Source organism: Caldimonas sp., from assembly GCF_046291045.1.
GTDB lineage: Bacteria > Pseudomonadota > Gammaproteobacteria > Burkholderiales > Burkholderiaceae_C > Caldimonas.
Window position 1 is genome coordinate 1 of sequence record NZ_JBKBSL010000047.1, and the last position, 16,878, is coordinate 16,878.

The window sequence follows — 16,878 nt, forward strand, 5'->3', positions numbered from 1 at the left end:
CACCTGCGCGCTCAATTATTACGATGAGGAACGAGACAAGCCCTGGCCGGTGACGTGGCGGCTCATCTGGAAGGACGAGCGCTACCTCGACGGCACGATTCCCGAGGAAGAAGCGCAGTACATGGCCGCGGTGGAACCGGCGGCCAATGAACGGCCTGCTTCGACCCCCGCCGGCCAGCCTTGCCCGCGCACGGGCTGGTGGTTCACCCCCGCCAAGGCCCACAGCCGCCGGCACTTCCAGGCGGGCGAGGTGATGCCGGACTTTGCGTCCGACTGGGGGCAGGTCATCTGGCAGTGGGACGAGCGGCAGGGGGTGTGAGCCTCGTCTTTCGATCCTCCTTCGACCCGAGCCCGTGCATCAGGCGCGGTGTCGGCCCGCCAAGTAGATCGTCAAGGCGCGAAGCCGCCGGCCAGGGCTTCGCGCAGGTAGGCGACCAGGGCCTGCACGGCGCGCGGCACCACCGGGCTGTAGGGTCGGATCGCATAGAGCCGCTCGCCGAAGGCCCCCACGGGCCGCCAGCGCGGCAGCACGGCGATGAGGCGGCCGCCGCGTAGCGCGGCCTGGGCGCTGAAGTCGGGCAACACCGCCAGGCCCAGCCCGCTCAGCACCGCCTCGCGCAGCACCTCGCTGTTGTTGGCCGCCAAGGCCCCGCGCACCGGCACGGTCACGCGCCGACCGTCGAGCGATTCGAAGGACCAGGTGGACGCCTCGCCTGGGCGCGGATAGGTCAGGCAGTCGTGAGTCACCAAGTCTTGCGGATGAGCGGGCGTGCCACGCCGGCGCAAATAGGCCCGGCTGGCCACCAGCCAGGAGCGTGTCTCGCACAGCGTCCAGGCCACGTGGGTGTCGGGTGGTGCGGCGGTGTGGCGCACCGCCAAGTCGAAGCCCTCCTGGGCCAGTGAGACCAGGCGGTCGGAGAGGTCCATCTCGATGCGCACCTGCGGATGGCGGCGCAGGAACTCGGGCAGCCGCGGCACGATCTGCTGGCGTCCCAGCGCCACCGGCGCACTCAGGCGCACCAGGCCACGCGGCGCGCCCGCCAGGTCGCGCACGTTGGCGAAGCCGCGCTCGATCTGCGCATAGGCCTCGCGCGTGGCGTCCACGAGCTGCTGGCCCGCCTCGGTCAGGCGCACCGAGCGGGTGGTGCGCTGCACCAGGGGCACGCCGGCGGCCCGCTCGAGTTCGGCGATGCGCTGGCTCATCGCCGCCTTGGAAATGCCCAGGCGGCGCGCGGCCGCGGTGTAGCTGCCTTGCAGGGCCAGCTCGCCCAGGGCATGGACATGGCCCCACAGGGCCTCGATGCGGTCGCCCAGCATGATTGGTTCCGCTGTCTTGGTGATGATTGTTCATACTAATGAACAATATGGTCAGCCGCCAGTGCTTGGAAGGCTCCCGGCAGCGGCCTAGACTGGTTGCATCGCCGACCCCTCAGGAGACCGACATGGGCGCCCCCGACCTGCAGCTTTCCACCACTGTGGCCCACTGGATCGCCGGCCGCCCGACGCCCGGCGCGAGCGGCCGCGCTCAGCCCGTCTACCACCCAGCCTCGGGCACGGTGGCGCGCGAGGTGGTGCTGGCCGGCCCCGAGGAAGTGAACGCCGCGGTGGCCGCAGCGCAGACGGCCTTCCCTGGCTGGGCAGCCACCCCACCGATCCGCCGCGCCCGCGTGCTGTTCAAGTTCCTGGAGCTGCTCCACCAACACCGCGACACGCTGGCCGCGATGATCACCGCCGAGCACGGCAAGGTGTTCACCGACGCCCAGGGCGAGGTCACGCGCGGCATCGAGATCGTGGAGTTCGCCTGCGGCATCCCGCAGCTGCTCAAGGGCGATTACACCGAGCAGGTGTCCACCGGCATCGACAACTGGACGATGCGCCAGCCGCTGGGTGTGGTGGCGGGCATCACGCCCTTCAACTTTCCCTGCATGGTGCCGTGCTGGATGTTCCCGGTGGCGATCGCCTGCGGCAACAGCTTCGTGCTCAAGCCCAGCGAGCGCGACCCCTCGCCCTCGCTTTTCATGGCCGAGCTGCTCCAGCAGGCCGGGCTGCCTGACGGCGTGTTCAACGTGGTGCAGGGCGACAAGGCGGCGGTCGACGCACTGCTCGCACATCCGGAGGTGAAGGCGCTGAGCTTCGTGGGCTCCACGCCGATTGCGCAATACATCTACGAGACCGGCGCCCGCCACGGCAAGCGCGTGCAGGCGCTGGGCGGTGCGAAGAACCACATGGTGGTGATGCCCGATGCCGACCTCGACCAGGCGGTGGACGCCCTGATCGGCGCGGCCTACGGCTCGGCCGGCGAACGCTGCATGGCAATTTCCGTGGCGGTGTTGGTGGGCGACGTGGCCGACAAGATCGTGCCTCGGCTGGCCGAACGCGCCAAGCAGCTCAAGATCAAGAACGGCATGGAGCTCGATGCCGAGATGGGCCCCATCGTCACGAAGCAGGCGCTCGAACGCATCGAGGGCTACATCGCCCAAGGCGTGAGCGAGGGTGCACAGCTCGTGGTGGATGGTCGCGGCTACAAGGTGCCCGGCCACGAGAACGGCTTCTGGCTGGGCGGCACACTGTTCGACCAGGTGACCCCGCAGATGAGGATCTACCGCGAGGAGATCTTCGGCCCCGTGCTGTGCTGCGTGCGCGTGAAGGACTTTGCGCAGGCCGTGGACCTGGTCAACGCCCACGAATTCGGCAACGGCGTGGCCTGCTTTACCCGCGATGGCCACATCGCGCGCGAATTCGCCCGGCGCATCGAGGTGGGCATGGTGGGCATCAACGTCCCGATCCCCGTGCCGATGGCCTGGCACGGCTTCGGGGGCTGGAAGCGCTCGCTCTTTGGTGACATGCACGCTTATGGCGAGGAGGGCGTGCGCTTCTACACCCGGCAGAAGTCGGTGATGCAGCGCTGGCCAGAAAGCACCCCCAGAGGAGCCGAGTTCGTGATGCCCACGGCGAAGTGAACGGGGCCGCGGGGGCTCGATCCAGATGGATGACACCAACACGGCGACGATCGGCGCCCTCGCCGGGCCTCGCCGAACCGGCACGTGACTGCAACACCCCTCCCCCGCAACCGCGGGGTGCCCAGGGGTGGGCAAATCTCCCATTTGTGACGAAGATCACAGAACACGCTGCGACGTTGCCCCCCAGCACTGTGTTCTTACTCCTGCCGGCCCGGGCGGGCCGCAGCAGTCTCCTGGGGGCGCGGCGCCGCCTTCGTCCACCCGTTCCAAGGAGCGCCGCCATGACCCCGCACCGCCTTCCCCCCGGCCCCGCCAAGCTGTCTCGCCGACGTGTCCTGCACTGGGCCGCCGCCAGTGCCGGAGCCGCCACCCTGGGCCCCCTGCTCAGCGCCTGCGGCGGGGGCGGGGGCGGGGGCGATGAGACGATGGCCTTCGCGCGCGTCGGCGGCGAGATCGTGCCCGTGGACGCGAGCCTGCAGGCCTTGTGCGAGCTGACGACGGCCACGACGGTCACCGTACGCTTCACCGCCGGCGATGCGGGGGCCCCCAACGGCTTCGTGCTGCAGTGGATGAACTTTGCCGCCTGGGAGGCAGCGAACTACAACTGGGAGGGCTTTTGCGAGACCCAGCGCACCCAGGCCCTGGCTCCGGGCGAATCGGTGGACGTGACCGTCGGCGAGGAAGGCGATGGCTGCGGCCCGCTGGCTTGCGGCACCAAGTACCTCTTCCGAGCCGCCTCGCTGAGGGAGCCCGTCGAGGACATCTCCGTCCAGGAAATCGTGGAAGAACCCGAGGATCCTCCCACCTTCACCGAGACGGTGTACTGCCAAACGCTCGACTGCGGCCCCACCGGCCAATGCACCTACACGATCGGCTACTGGCGCACGCACGGCCCAGTGCCCACCGGCAACAACAGCAATGAATGGCCCGTGACCTCGCTGATGCTGGGCTCGGTGGTCTACACCGACTTGCAACTGCTGGCCATCCTGCAGCAGCCAGTGGCCGGCAACGGCTTGGTGAGCCTGGCCCACCAGCTCATCGGCGCCAAGCTCAACGTGGCCAATGGCGCCGACGCCTCCGCCATCGCCACCGCCATCGCTCAGGCCGATTTCCTGATCGCCGGCCGCGTGGTGCCGCCGGTGGGCAGCGACACGCTGCGTACCAGCCAGGTCAGTGCCCTCGTCGAAGCCCTGACCGCCTACAACGAAGGCGGCACTGGGCCGGGTCACTGCGGCTGAATGCGCTGGAAGGCTCGTTCGTTGGGAAACTCAGAGCCCGGCACGTGCCCTGGTGCCACCCGCCGCACCAGGGCACGCAGCCGGCCCGCCAGGGCCGGGCTCAGGCCTTCGCGCGACGACGACCTTCGCGCATCAGCCGGTAGGCCGCCGGGATCACGAACAGCGACAGCAGCGGCGCCGTGACCATGCCGCCCACCATCGGGGCGGCGATGCGGCTCATCACCTCGCTGCCGGTGCCGCTGCCCCACAGGATGGGCAGCAGGCCCAGCACGATGGTGGCCACCGTCATCACCTTGGGCCGCACGCGCAGGGCCGCGCCCTCGCGCAGGGCTTCGAGCAATGCCGCCGCGTCGGTGCGCCCGGCGGCCAGGCGGGCCTCCCAGGCCTGGCGCAGGTAGAGCAGCATGATCACGCCGAACTCGGCGGCCACGCCGGCCAGGGCGATGAAGCCCACGCCGGTGGCCACCGAGAGGTGGTAGCCCATCGCGTAGAGGAACCACACGCCGCCGGTGAGCGCAAAGGGCAGCGTGGCCATCAGCAACACCGCCTCGTCGATGCGCCGGAAGGTGAGGTAGAGCAGCACGAAGATGATGAGCAGCGTGGCCGGCACCACCAGCCGCAGGCGCGCGTTGGCGCGCTCCAGGAACTCGAACTGGCCCGAATAGGCCACGCTCATGCCCGGGGCCAGCGGCACCTCGCGCGCCACGGCCTCGCGCAGGTCGGCCGCCACCGAGGCCAGGTCGCGCCCGCGCACGTCCACATAGACCCAGCCGGTGGGCCGGGCGTTCTCGCTGCGCAGCATCGGCGGGCCCTCGCTCACGTCCACACGCGCCACGCTGCCCAGCGTGATCTGCGTGCCGGCGGGCGTCACGACGGGCAGGGCCCGCAGGCGCTCGACGGTGTCGCGCCACTCGCGGGGGTAGCGCACGTTGACCGGGAAGCGCGCCGGGCCCTCGACGGTTTCGCCGACGGTCTCGCCGCCCACCAGGCTGGCCACCACCGACTGCACGTCGGCCACGTTCAGGCCGTGGCGGGCGGCGGCCGCCCGGTCGATGTCCACGTCGACATAGCGCCCGCCGGTGAGCCGTTCGGCCAGGGCCGACGACACCCCGGGCACGGTGCGCGCCACCTGCTCGATGCGCTGGCTGACCTGCTCGATCTCGGCCAGGCCGGCGCCGGCCACCTTCACGCCGATGGGGCTCTTGATGCCGGTGGCCAGCATGTCGATGCGGTTGCGGATGGGCGGGACCCAGATGTTGGTGAGGCCGGGCACCTGCACGGCGCGGTCGAGCTCCTCCACCAGCTTCTGCGGCGTCATGCCCTCGCGCCATTGGTCGCGCGGCTTGAAGCGGATGGTGGTCTCGAACATCTCCAGCGGCGCGGGGTCGGTGGCGGTCTCGGCACGGCCGGCCTTGCCGTGCACGTGCTCCACCTCCGGCACGCTGCGGATCATGCGGTTGGTGGCCTGCAGCAGCTCGGCCGCCTTCTGCGCCGACAGACCCGGCAGGGCCGATGGCATGTAGAGCAGGTCGCCCTCGTCCATGGCGGGCAGGAACTCGCCGCCCAGGCGGCTTACGGGCCACAGGCTGGTGGCGAACAGCATCGCGGCCACCGCCAGCGTGGTGCGCGGGCGGGCCAGCACGGCGTCGAGCAGCGGCCGGTAGGCCGCGATGAGCCAGCGGTTGAGCGGGTTGGCGGTTTCGGCCGGAATGCGCCCGCGGATCCAGTAGCCCATCAGCACCGGCACCAGCGTGACCGACAGCGCAGCCGCCGCGGCCATCGCATAGGTCTTGGTGTAGGCCAGCGGCCCGAAGAGCCGCCCCTCCTGCGCCTGCAGCGTGAACACCGGGATGAAGGACAGCGTGATGATGAGCAGCGAAAAGAAGAGCGCCGGCCCCACCTCCACGGCGGCCTCGGTCATCTCCTTCCAGCGCGCCTCGCCGGAGAGCGACTGGCCCGGATGGGCGTGCTGCCAGGCCTCGAGGCGCTTGTGGGCGTTCTCGATCATCACCAGCGCAGCGTCCACCATCGCGCCGATGGCAATGGCAATGCCCCCGAGCGACATGATGTTGGCATTGATGCCCTGCTGGCGCATGACGAGGAAGGCCACCAGCACGCCCAGCGGCAGCGAGACGATGGCCACGAGCGAGGAACGCAGGTGCCACAGGAAGACCGCACACACCAGCGCGACGACCACGAATTCCTCGATGAGCTTGGTGGTGAGGTTCGCGATGGCGCGGTCGATGAGTTCGCTGCGGTCGTAGGTGGTGACGATCTCCACGCCCTCGGGCAGGCCGGCCTGCAGGGCCTGCAGCTTGTCCTTCACGGCCGCCAGCACCTGGCGTGCATCACCGCCCGAACGCAGCACGATCACGCCGCCCACGGCCTCGCCCTGGCCGTCCAGCTCCGACACCCCCCGGCGCATCTCGGGGCCGAGCTGCACGCGGGCCACGTCGCCCAGGCGCACCGGCACGGTGCCGTCGAGTGCCAGCGGGATGGCGCGGAAGTCGTCGAGGCTGCGCAGGTAGCCGCTGGCGCGCACCATGTATTCGGTCTCGGCCAGCTCCAGCACCGCGCCACCGGTCTCCTGGTTGGCCCGCTGCAGTGCCTCGATCACCTGGGCGTGCGTGAGGCCGAGGCTGGCCAGGCGCACCGGGTCGATCACCACCTGGTACTGCCGCACCATGCCGCCGACCGTGGCCACCTCGGCCACCTGCGGCAAGGCGGTGAGCTCGAACTTCAGGAACCAGTCCTGCAGGGCCCGCAACTGGGCCAGGTCGTGACGGCCGCTGCGGTCGACCAGGGCGTACTGGTAGATCCAGCCCACGCCGGTGGCATCGGGCCCGAGCGAGGGCCGCGCGGTGGCCGGCAGCCGCCCCTGGGCCTGGTTGAGGTATTCCAGCACCCGCGAGCGGGCCCAGTAGAGGTCGGTGCCGTCCTCGAACAGCACGTAGACGAAGCTGTCACCAAAGAAGGAGTAACCCCGCACCGCGCGCGCACCGGGCACCGACAGCATGGTGCTCGACAGCGGGTAGGTGACCTGGTTCTCGACGATCTGCGGCGCCTGGCCGGGGTAGCTGGTGCGGATGATGACCTGCACGTCCGACAGGTCGGGCAGTGCGTCGATGGGGGTGGTGCGCACCGACCACAGGCCGGCGGCCACCAGGAAGACGGTGGCCAGCAGCACCAGGAAGCGGTTGTGCACCGACCAGCGGATCAGGGCAGCGATCATCGCGGGCCTCCCAGGATGTCCAGACGCTCCACCACCAGGCCCCGGTCGGTCTGGCGCACCCCCACCTTCACGCGCATGCCGGGGCGCAGTCCCTGGGCCAGCTCGGGCCGCGCCAGCGGGAAGGCCATGGTCATGGCCGGCATGTTCAGGCTGGGAAAGGGCCCGTGGTCCAGTACCACCTCGTCGTCGAGGAGGTCCTCCAGCGTGGCCTCGGCCTCGTGCAGCACGGGGCCTGCCGCTTCACCGCGGGCGCGCGCCAGCACGCCGCGCAGGCTGGCTTCGGAGTCGATCAGGAAGGGGCCGCTGGCCACGACGCGGTCGCCTTCGGCCAGGCCCTCGAGCACGAGGGTCTCGTCACCGACCTCGGCGCCCAGTTGCACCTCCACCGGCCGGTAGCGGCCCTCGGCCTCGGCGCGCATCACCACGGCGCGCCGGCCGGTGCGGATGACCGCCTCGGTGGGCACGCGCAAGGCCTCGCCGGCCGTGGCGCCGACCAGGCTCGCCTGGGCCGTCTGGCCCGGCCGCAGCCGGCCGTCGGGGTTGGGCAACTCCATGCGCACGCGCAAGGTGCGCGTGGCCCCGCTGAGCGTGGGCAGCACGGCCGTCACGCGGCCCTTCAGGACCTGGCCAGGGTCGGCATGCCACCGCACCTCGGCAGCCTGGCCTACCTGCACGAAGGTGGACTGGGCCTCGGGCACGGCCACCTCCAGCCACACCGGGTCCAGGCTGTTGAGGCGCGCCAGCGTCTGCCCGGCCATCACCGTCATGCCCTCGCGCACGCCCAGTTCCTCGATCACGCCGCGGCGCGGCGCCGTGATCCGCACCCGCGTGCGCGGCTGGCCGCTGGCCTCCACTTCGCGCAGCAGCGCCTCGGGCAGGCCCGCCAAGCGCATGCGCTCGCGCGCAGCCGCGGTGAGCGTGTCGTCGCCGAGGGCCCGCACGGCCAGGAACTCCTGTTGCACGGCCACCCAGGCGGGCACCAGCAGCTCGGCCAGCCATTGCCCGGCGCCCACCACGTCCCCCGGGGCCAGCGGGGCCACGCGCTCGACGAAGCCTTCCGTGCGCGCCTGCACCACGGTCACGTCACGCTCGTTGTAGCCGAGCACGCCGGTCGCCTCGATGCGGGTGTGCAGCGGCCCGCGCGTGACCGTGGCCAGCCGCAGGCCCAGGTTCTGGGCCACGGCGGGGTCGATGCGCACGGTGTCGCCGGCCTCGCCTTCGTCGGCATAGCGCGGCACCAGGTCCATGTCCATGAAGGGCGACTTGCCGGGCCGGTCGAAACGGTGCTGCGGCACCATGGGGTCGTACCAGTACAGCACACGGCGCCCTTCGGCCGCGGCGGGTTCGGATGCGGATGTGGAAGCGGATGCAGCACCCGTGTGGGCCACGCCGTGCTCGCCCTGGGGCGCGGTGGCCCACCAGCGGCCGATCGCCACCCCCAGGGCCAGCAGGACCGCCGCCAAGGCCACGGCCATCACAAAACGGAACGGGGATCGGGCGCTCATGGCTGGTCTCCTTCGGCCAGGTAGGTGAATTGAAGACGGGCGGCCAGGGCCTGGCGTTCGCCCTGCACGGCCAGGTGTGCCAGCCGCGCCTCGATGCGCTCGCGACGCGCGGCCAGCAGGTCGGCCAGCGTGCCCGTGCCGGCGCGATACGCTGCCAACGCGAGTTCGACCTTGTCGTCGGCCAACGGCAGCCACTGCGTCTCGTAGCGCACCAGCGCGCGGTCCAGGCGCTGCAGGTCGGCCAGATCGGCCTCCAGTGCTTCGGCCAGTTCGCGGCGCAGCCTCTCGTGCTCGGCCTGCGCGGCACGCCGGGCCGCGGCGCGCGCGGCGATCTGCGGGTCCTGGCGGGCACCCGGCAGCACCGGCAGGTCGATGCTGACCTGCACCGACACCATGTCGCCATAGGCGCGGCCGCGGCGCTGGTAGGCCAGCTCCACCCCCCAGTCGGGGCGCTTGCCGGCCTCGGCCTCGCGGCGTTCGGCCTCGAGCCTGTCCACGTCGGCCTGTGCTGCCTGCAACCGGGGATGCCGCTCCAGCGCCGCGCTCAGCGCGCGGGCTTCGATCCGGGTCTCGTCACCGCCGGCCCCGAGGGGACGCTCGGCCGCCGCACCGATCCAGCGGCGCAGCGCGGCCACCGCCTGCGCCAACTGCGTGTGCAGGGCATCGCGGCGTTGGTCGAGCTGCGCAGCCTCCTGCCGCGGCATCACCGCGTCGGTGGCCCTGCCTCGCCCGCCGGCGAGTTGCGCCTGGACCCAGGCGGCCAGGGCCTGGTTCTCGGCCTCCAGCGCCTGCAGCGCGTCGAGCTGGCGTTCCAGGGTGTGCCGGCGGATCCAGGCCTGGGCCACCTCGGCGCGCAGGCGGCGGCGCTCATCGGCCTCGCGGGCCTGCTCGGCCGCCACGCGGCGCTCGGCCGCCGCCACACGCGCCTCGCGCTTGCCGGCGTTCGGCCAGTCCTGCATCACGGCGATGCGCTGCATCGTCATGCCGTCGGCGGTGAGGCGGTAGCGCTCGGGTCCGCTGACGGGCAGGTTCTCCACCCCCAGGGCCAGGCGCGGGTCGGGCCAGGCGCCGGCCGTGCGTCGGGCCTGGTCGGCCGCCTCGATGCGGGCCTGGCTGGCCGACAGCGTGGGCGCGTCCTGCACGGCCAGCGCCAGGGCCTCGTCAAGGCTCAAGGGGGGGACCTGGGCCCAGGCCGGCAGCACGGCCAGGGCCAGGACGGGCAGCAGGCGCGGGCCCCACAGGGTCCGCCAAGGCCTTGCCGCTGGGATACGGGTATTCATGATCCAACTCCTGAGGTTGGCGCACGCGGGTCGCGTGCGCAGGCACGACCGGGCCGCTCACGGGCCCGGCGCGGGTTCCGCAGGGGTCAGAGGAAGGCAGGGGGGCGCCAGATGCCGCTGGGCTCGCCCCGGGGGGGCAGAAGAGCGCCTCCGGCAGGCGGGGCCTGCGCCCCCAGGGTCAGCAGGCCGGCCGGATCGGCCGAGACCGTCAGCGTCGGGCTGGCCGGGCACTCCTGGCCCGACTTGCAGGCTTGGCCAGTCTGGGCATAGGTGTCGAGGTCGTTGCAGCAGTCGCCGGCGGCCTCGTCTGCCGCCATCACCGCCGCATCCGTGTCGGCCATCGCACAAGGCGCCTGCGGCACGGCGAAGCCCGCGCTGCCGTAGACGGGCAGCGCCAGGCTCAGCAGCAGCAGGATCCACAGGGGCAGGCGGCGCATGGCGTGATTGTGGCCGATTGCGGGTGCGACAGGCGGCTTTCGGCCTTGACCGATGTCAGGTCTGGCGCCGAAGGCGCAGGGCGTTGGCGATCACCGAGGCCGAGCTCAGGCTCATCGCCAGCGCGGCAATCATCGGAGAGAGCAGCCAGCCCGTCCACGGATACAGCGCCAGTTCCTGGTTTTCGCCCTCGCCCAGTTCGGGCAGCACCGGCTCCAGCGTCATGCTGCACTTGGGGCAGGTGCCCGGACGATCCTGGCGGATCTCCGGGTGCATGGGGCAGGTGTAGAGGGTGCGCCCCGGTCCACTGACCGGGCTTCGGGGGCCGCAGCCACCGGCTCATGAAGCGATCGCGCGTGACGATGAGACGGTGGATGGTCGGCGTGTGGGTGCATGCTTTTCAAGGATCCTTCTCGCTGATCTGGCGGTCGAAACGGTGGTGAAGCCTATGGAGGACGGGCCCTGCCCGCAGCAACCGGCAGGGCCAGGTCGTTCCCAGGTGCTCGCCGCGCTCGCGCCACTGATGGAAGGCCACCACGAGAGCGCGGTCACCAGGTCCGGGATCCAGGAGCGCCACCTGAAGGTGCGGGGCCCCGAGGGGCCCGGGGGAGCGGGCGCCGCGATGGGGTCTTCTTCATCGGCCGGTCGTTGCCGGCCACTGGCCATCCATCATCTGCATCATGAAACCCATCATCTCCATGTGGGATGTCATCAGCTGGCGACAGGCGTCGAGGTCGGTGTTCGACATGCCCATGCGCCCGCCCATCATGCCCCCCATGCCGCCTTGCGATCTCATGTCGTCCATCATCCTCATGCCCTCGCGCATGAGCTTCATGTGCTCCTCCATCAATGCGCGGCGTTCTTCGGGCGTGCGGGCCTGGGCCATGCGCGCGCGCAGATCCTGCATGGCCCTCCTGTGAACTGCCATGTCGGTGGGTTGGCCGGCCCCGGGCGCAGGTGCCGCGGTGGCCGCCTGCGCTGCGGGGTGATGTGCGCTGTGCTCTTCCTCGGGCACCTGGGCGCAGGCGCCCAATCCCAAGCTCAGCATGCCAGTGATCAGAAGAGAGGGAAAGCGGGTCATGATGGACTCCATGAAGCAAACAGATCGGGGATGCGTGTGCAGCGCAGCGCCTGCCGCCAGCAGGGCGCGGTGCCTGGAAGCGGCCCGCAGGGCCGGCAAAGCGGGCTAGATCGTCAGCCGCAGGAAGCGGATGCGCACCGCCGGCTCGGGCGGCGCAGGGTCGTGGGGGACCCGCACCAGGATCGGCCCGGCCACCTCGAGGGCCGGCAACGCGCCGGGTATGCTCACAGGCATCGCCGCATCGAGCAGGTCCGTCCAGGGCTTGGCCTGGACCGCGGTGTTGCGGGTGTCCTCGCAGTAGCTCTGGCACAGCTCGGCGGCCGCGTCGTGCTCGTGCGCCGGCCCCGATGCCGATGCCGAGGCCGACACCGCATCGACCAAGGCCAGCGTGGCAGCATCCTCACCTTGCGGCCCGGCAAGGCCCGGCAAGGCACAAGCCTGCACCAGCGTCACGGCCAGGCTCAACAGCCACAGCAGGCACACGGCGCGCGCGAGGCGCCGGAGCAGGCTGGGGTTGAGACGTTGGAGCATGCGAGGGCTCGATGGGCGGTAGGAAGACCATTCCATGCTAGACGATGGGCCTGCGTCTCGGTTGACTTGGATCAACCGCTCGGGCGCCCCCCTGTGATGGGGAGGTGAACCTCGCCTACAGCGCCTAGACTGTGTGCATGGGGTCGCTTCGCACGCAGCCCCTGCTCCATGCCGACGTCCCCAGGCCGCCCGCCGGCGTGCGTGCCCGGGGGTCGTGCGTCCGCCGCCACCGGCTGCTCCGGGGGTGGCACCTCCCTTCCCCGCCCGCGGCCTGTCCTGCCATCTGGAGACCCACATGGCCAGCTATGCAGTACTCGTGAACTTCACCGACCAGGGCATCCGCCAGGTCAAGGACACCACCCAGCGCGCCGAAAAGGTGGAGGCCATGGCCCGCAAGGCGGGCGTCACCGTCAAAAGCGTCCAATGGGCCCTGGGGGCCTACGACCTCATCTGCCACTTCGAGGCGCCCGACGATGAGACCATCACCGCCTTCGGCCTGGCCATCGGCATGCAGGGCAATGTGCGCACGCAGACCCTGCGCACCTTCAATCGCGACGAGATGAACGCGATCCTGGCGCGTCTACCGTGACGCCAAAGACCCGGTGGGCCGCCTGCAACAGGGCGACCCATCAGTTGAGGGCTCAGGCCGGCGCGCCGCCCGCACGCAGGCGCTCGAAGGTGCCTGCATTCGCACAGAACGACGGCGTGCCCGTCGCGCCGGCATCGAGCCAATCCCGACAGGCCGCGGCCGAAGGGCAGCGGCGGCAGCGTCCCACCACTTCGCGCAGCCGGGTTCCGGCGCCCTCGGTGTACAGCCGCGCCGTGTCGACGCCGAGCCGCTCGACCATGCGGCCCATCAGGGCCATCTGCCGGTCGGTGCGAGCCATCCAGGTGCTGATCAGTCCCATGGCATTGCTCCTCACTGTGTCCCGGGCAACGATAGGCGGCTGTAGGGGCCGCACATTGCGGCAGGTCAAGCCGGCTGCGAACGGCGCGGGTTCAAGGCCACGAGCAGATGCTCGCGGAAGGCCAGGGCGATCGGCGACGACTGCTTGCCCCTGGGGGTGACCAGGTACCAACTGTTCGGGATCGGAAAGCCCTGGACCGGCAGCTCCACCAGGTTGCCCGGCGCCATGTGGGTGAGCGCGTGCCGGCTCAGGATGGCCAAGCCCAGGCCCGAGAGCACGGCTTCCTTGATCGCCTCGTTGCTGGCGATCGTGAGGGTGCGGCCCAGCGCCCAGCCTTGCTGGGCCAGATGCCTTTCGATGGCGTGGCGCGTGCCCGAGCCGGGTTCGCGCATCAGCAGCCGCTCGCCGGCCAGATCCGTCCAGCGCAGCCGGCGACGGCGGGCCAGCGGGTGATCCTGCGGGGCGATCACCACCAGCGGGTTGTCGGTGAGCCACTGCGCCTCGATGTCCAGTTCATGGGGCGGATGGCTGAACACATAGAGGTCGTCGAGGTTGGCCTGCAGCCGCTGGCGGATGTCGGCCCGGTTGCCCACCTGCAGCTCCACCTCCACCTGCGGATGTGCCTTGCAGAACGGACCCAGCAGCGCCGGCACCAGGTACTTCGCCGTCGTGACCACACCCAGCCGCAAGCGGCCGATGGACAGGCCGGCGCGTTGAGCCAGGCGCATCTCCAGCCGGTCGAGCACATCGAAGAGCTCGCGCGTGCTGGCCAGCAGCTCCTCGCCCACGTCGGTGAGGTACAGGCGCTTGCCGATTTGCTCGAAAGGCTGCACGCCTAGGGCCTCGGAGAGCTTGGCCAGTTGCGTGGACACCGTGGGCTGGGCCAGGTGCAGCGCGTGCGCCGCCTCGGTCACGCTCAGGCGCTCGGCCACCGCCTTGAAGATCTCGAGCTGCCGGAAGGTGGTCTGGCGGGTGTGCAGGCGGGTCTTCATGGTGGGCTGCTATCTATCGATGAATATCGATGAAAAATACAAAGATAATCTATTTTTCGAGATCTTCGTGTTCCCCAAGAATGCGGACGCTGCCCACCCGGCAGAACGAACGGAGATCACGCCATGAGCCCATCCCTGCCCCTCGTCACCGTCGCGCATGGCGACGGCATCGGCCCGTCCTTGATGGAGGCCACCTTGCGCATCCTCGACGCCGCCGGCGCACGCCTGCACATCCGAACGCTCGAACTGGGCGAACAGGTCTATCGTCGGGGCCACGCCTCGGGCATCGCCCCCGAGTCCTGGGATCTCTTGCGCGAAAGCCGCGTGCTGCTCAAGGGCCCCATCACCACACCGCAGGGCGGGGGCTACAAGAGCCTGAACGTGAGCCTGCGCAAGGCGCTGGGCCTGTATGCCAACGTGCGGCCCTGCGTGGCCTACCACCCGGTGGTGCCCACCCGGCATCCGGGCATGGACGTGGTGATCGTGCGCGAGAACGAGGAAGACCTCTACGCCGGCATCGAGCACCGCCAGACCGACGAGGTCTACCAATGCCTCAAGCTCATCACGCGCCCGGGCTGTGAGCGCATCGTGCGCTACGCCTTCGAATACGCACGCCGCCACGGCCGTCGTCGTGTCACCTGCTTCATCAAGGACAACATCATGAAGATGACGGATGGGCTCTTCCATCGCGTCTTCGAGGAAGTCGGCGCCGAGTACCCCGAGCTGCAGCGCGACAGCCTCATCGTCGACATCGGCGCGGCGCGCCTGGCCGACACGCCGCAGGACTTCGACGTCATCGTCACGCCCAACCTCTATGGCGACATCCTCTCGGACGTGGCCGCGCAAATCGCCGGCTCGGTCGGTATGGCCGGCTCGGCCAACATCGGCGAGCACTGCGCAATGTTCGAGGCCATCCACGGCTCGGCCCCTTCGCTGGCGGGCCGCGATGTGGCCAACCCCTCGGGCCTGTTGAACGCGGCGGTGCAGATGCTGCTGCATCTTGGACAGGCGGAGGTGGCCGAGCGGGTGCACAACGCCTGGCTGCGCACGCTGGAGGAAGGCCTGCACACGGCCGACATCCACCGCGAGGGCCTCAGCCGCCGGCTGCTGGGCACGCAAGCGTTTGCGCAGGCGGTAGTCCAGCGCCTAGGGCGCCAGCCCGAGATCCTGCGCCCCGTGCGCTTCGATGCGCGCGGCCCGCTGCAACTGCCTGCCCCGGCCCGTCCCGAACCGGCCCCCAAGCAGCTCGTCGGTGTGGACGTGTTCCTGCAGTGGCGCGGCGCGGCGCCCGAGCAGCTCGGCCAGGCGCTGCAGCGCTTCGGGCGGGGCTCCCTGGTGCTGCAGCTCATCACCAACCGCGGCGTGAAGGTCTGGCCGCACGGCCTGCCGCAGACCTTCTGCGTGGACCATTGGCGCTGCCGCTTCAAGGCCACGGACGACGAGGCGAACTTCGGCGAGGTCCTCGCCCTGCAGGCCCGGCTGCACGAAGCCGGCTATGAGGTCGTGAAGACCGAAAACCTCTACCACTTCGAGGACGAGCCCGGCTATGCCGGGGTGCACGGCTGAATCAACGCCTGGCGGCGGCGTTCAGCGCCCCGCCTGCAGCATCGCCGCCATGCGTTCATGGATCAGGTGCACGGCCTTCAACGGCCGCAGCATGACCTTGAAGTCGGTGATCTGCCCGGCCTCGTTCCAGTGGATGATGTCCACGCCATTGACGGCGATACCGTCCAGTTCGAGTTCGAATTCCAGCATCGCATCCGATGGGCCGACGATTTCGCGCACGTAGCGGAAGCTCGGGTTGAAGAACACCCGGAAGGCCGCCCCGAGGTAAGCCGCCGTCAGCCCGCGCCCCCGCTGCGGCGTGTGCACCACGGGCGAGTGGAAGACGGCGTCCTCGGCCAGCAGGGCCGGCAGGCCCGAGACGTCTTGCTCGCGAACGAGCCGGTGCCAGGTGTCGAGAGGATGGGGGGTCATGCTCAGCCTGCGTGGGTCGATGGTGTTCGGTGCCGGATTGTCGAGGATACCGGTCTCGCTCACCCCCGTCCTTGCGCCTCACCACCACCGTCGCCGACCGGTGGCAGCCGGATCGCGCAGCACCAAAGGCGAGAAGGCCGTGGGGCGGCGCGCATGCCCTGAGCCGCGCATCCGCTGTCATCGACCGTTGCGCATGGCCACCTCCGCCACCGAGATACCGTTCGCCGCTGGGCTCTTGCGCATCTTCTCGATCGACCGGTTCGCCATGCCGTCGGGGTGCCGCAGGCCCTCGTCGGTGTAGCCGTGGCTCGTCATCAGCAGCCTCGGGTCGCTGCAACTCGACCATTCCATGCGTTCGTCATCCTTGGGCGTGACGCCTCTCCTTGCTGAATGTGCCCTGAATAAGTGCACGGCCGTTTAGAAACCTAGGGTGGACCCTGAGATTGTCTCGTGCGTGACTGACCCTGGCGCGCGAGCCGCCTACCTTGCGAACCCAGTATCAGAAGGAGACAGCGGATGCAGCTTTTCCGCCTCGACCACAAGGTCGCCATAGTGACCGGCTCCAGCCGCGGCATCGGTCGATCGATCGCCGAGAACCTCGCGCGCTGTGGGGCCCGCGTGGTGATCTCCAGCCGCAAGGCCGATGCCTGCGAAGCGGTGGCCCAGGCCATCCGCGACGAAGGCGGCCAGGCCATCGCCATCCCCGCCAACATCTCGTCCAAGGATCAGCTCGAAGCCT

Annotated in this window: 18 protein-coding genes; 6 read left to right on the forward strand and 12 right to left on the reverse strand. The window is 70.3% G+C overall.

Features of this window, described 5'->3' with window-relative positions:
• A partial coding sequence (locus ACK4ZD_RS13730) for an Imm72 family immunity protein (RefSeq protein WP_409663191.1) occupies positions 1–319 on the forward strand: 319 nt, incomplete at its 5' end.
• Between the two features lie 71 nt (positions 320–390).
• On the opposite strand, the gene ACK4ZD_RS13735 is transcribed toward ACK4ZD_RS13730, so the two are convergent.
• Positions 391–1,317: a LysR family transcriptional regulator gene (locus ACK4ZD_RS13735; protein WP_409663194.1), complete on the reverse strand. Its 927-nt coding sequence runs from the start codon at positions 1,315–1,317 to the stop codon at positions 391–393.
• 125 nt (positions 1,318–1,442) lie between these two features.
• Between ACK4ZD_RS13735 and ACK4ZD_RS13740 the strand changes: the two genes are divergently transcribed.
• Positions 1,443–2,960 carry a CoA-acylating methylmalonate-semialdehyde dehydrogenase gene (locus ACK4ZD_RS13740; protein ID WP_409663197.1) on the forward strand — a complete coding sequence of 506 codons (1,518 nt, stop codon included), beginning with the start codon at positions 1,443–1,445 and terminating at the stop codon, positions 2,958–2,960.
• 281 nt (positions 2,961–3,241) lie between these two features.
• A complete protein-coding gene (locus ACK4ZD_RS13745; protein WP_409663200.1) occupies positions 3,242–4,198 on the forward strand; it encodes a hypothetical protein in 957 nt (318 codons plus the stop codon).
• A gap of 100 nt (positions 4,199–4,298) precedes the next feature.
• On the opposite strand, the gene ACK4ZD_RS13750 is transcribed toward ACK4ZD_RS13745, so the two are convergent.
• From ACK4ZD_RS13750 to ACK4ZD_RS13780, 7 genes are all read right to left on the reverse strand, one after another.
• Positions 4,299–7,430, reverse strand: coding sequence for an efflux RND transporter permease subunit (locus tag ACK4ZD_RS13750; RefSeq protein ID WP_409663203.1), 3,132 nt, complete (start codon positions 7,428–7,430; stop codon positions 4,299–4,301).
• Positions 7,427–8,935 (reverse strand): efflux RND transporter periplasmic adaptor subunit, encoded by a 1,509-nt coding sequence (locus ACK4ZD_RS13755; RefSeq protein ID WP_409663204.1) that lies wholly within the window; start codon positions 8,933–8,935, stop codon positions 7,427–7,429. The genes ACK4ZD_RS13750 and ACK4ZD_RS13755 overlap by 4 nt, the downstream gene beginning before the upstream one ends.
• Positions 8,932–10,215: a TolC family protein gene (locus tag ACK4ZD_RS13760; RefSeq protein WP_409663207.1), complete on the reverse strand. Its 1,284-nt coding sequence runs from the start codon at positions 10,213–10,215 to the stop codon at positions 8,932–8,934. The genes ACK4ZD_RS13755 and ACK4ZD_RS13760 overlap by 4 nt, the downstream gene beginning before the upstream one ends.
• Before the next feature lie 86 nt (positions 10,216–10,301).
• Positions 10,302–10,652 (reverse strand): hypothetical protein, encoded by a 351-nt coding sequence (locus ACK4ZD_RS13765; protein WP_409663210.1) that lies wholly within the window; start codon positions 10,650–10,652, stop codon positions 10,302–10,304.
• Positions 10,653–10,707: 55 nt separating this feature from the next.
• Positions 10,708–10,926, reverse strand: coding sequence for a heavy metal-binding domain-containing protein (locus ACK4ZD_RS13770; RefSeq protein WP_409663213.1), 219 nt, complete (start codon positions 10,924–10,926; stop codon positions 10,708–10,710).
• Between the two features lie 358 nt (positions 10,927–11,284).
• On the reverse strand, positions 11,285–11,731 hold the full coding sequence (locus ACK4ZD_RS13775; protein ID WP_409663216.1) for a hypothetical protein: 447 nt from the start codon (positions 11,729–11,731) through the stop codon (positions 11,285–11,287).
• 105 nt (positions 11,732–11,836) lie between these two features.
• A complete protein-coding gene (locus ACK4ZD_RS13780) occupies positions 11,837–12,262 on the reverse strand; it encodes a hypothetical protein (RefSeq protein ID WP_409663219.1) in 426 nt (141 codons plus the stop codon).
• Positions 12,263–12,557: 295 nt separating this feature from the next.
• Between ACK4ZD_RS13780 and ACK4ZD_RS13785 the strand changes: the two genes are divergently transcribed.
• Positions 12,558–12,851, forward strand: a complete 294-nt coding sequence (locus ACK4ZD_RS13785; protein ID WP_409663221.1) for a GYD domain-containing protein — start codon at positions 12,558–12,560, stop codon at positions 12,849–12,851.
• 52 nt (positions 12,852–12,903) lie between these two features.
• Here ACK4ZD_RS13785 and ACK4ZD_RS13790 read toward each other — a convergent pair whose 3' ends face one another.
• The gene (locus ACK4ZD_RS13790; protein WP_409663224.1) at positions 12,904–13,170 is read right to left on the reverse strand and encodes a DUF6455 family protein; all 267 of its coding nucleotides are present in this window, start codon (positions 13,168–13,170) and stop codon (positions 12,904–12,906) included.
• Between the two features lie 65 nt (positions 13,171–13,235).
• Entirely contained in the window at positions 13,236–14,162 is a 927-nt protein-coding gene (locus ACK4ZD_RS13795; protein ID WP_409663227.1) for a LysR family transcriptional regulator, read from the reverse strand.
• 123 nt (positions 14,163–14,285) lie between these two features.
• Between ACK4ZD_RS13795 and ACK4ZD_RS13800 the strand changes: the two genes are divergently transcribed.
• Positions 14,286–15,728, forward strand: coding sequence for an NADP-dependent isocitrate dehydrogenase (locus tag ACK4ZD_RS13800; RefSeq protein WP_409663230.1), 1,443 nt, complete (start codon positions 14,286–14,288; stop codon positions 15,726–15,728).
• 21 nt (positions 15,729–15,749) lie between these two features.
• Here the strand turns inward: ACK4ZD_RS13800 and ACK4ZD_RS13805 are convergent, their stop codons facing one another.
• Together ACK4ZD_RS13805 and ACK4ZD_RS13810 are read right to left on the reverse strand one after the other, a co-directional pair.
• Entirely contained in the window at positions 15,750–16,139 is a 390-nt protein-coding gene (locus ACK4ZD_RS13805) for a nuclear transport factor 2 family protein (RefSeq protein ID WP_409663232.1), read from the reverse strand.
• 177 nt (positions 16,140–16,316) lie between these two features.
• Positions 16,317–16,490: a hypothetical protein gene (locus ACK4ZD_RS13810; RefSeq protein WP_409663235.1), complete on the reverse strand. Its 174-nt coding sequence runs from the start codon at positions 16,488–16,490 to the stop codon at positions 16,317–16,319.
• 165 nt (positions 16,491–16,655) lie between these two features.
• Between ACK4ZD_RS13810 and ACK4ZD_RS13815 the strand changes: the two genes are divergently transcribed.
• A partial coding sequence (locus tag ACK4ZD_RS13815; protein ID WP_409663238.1) for an SDR family NAD(P)-dependent oxidoreductase occupies positions 16,656–16,878 on the forward strand: 223 nt, incomplete at its 3' end.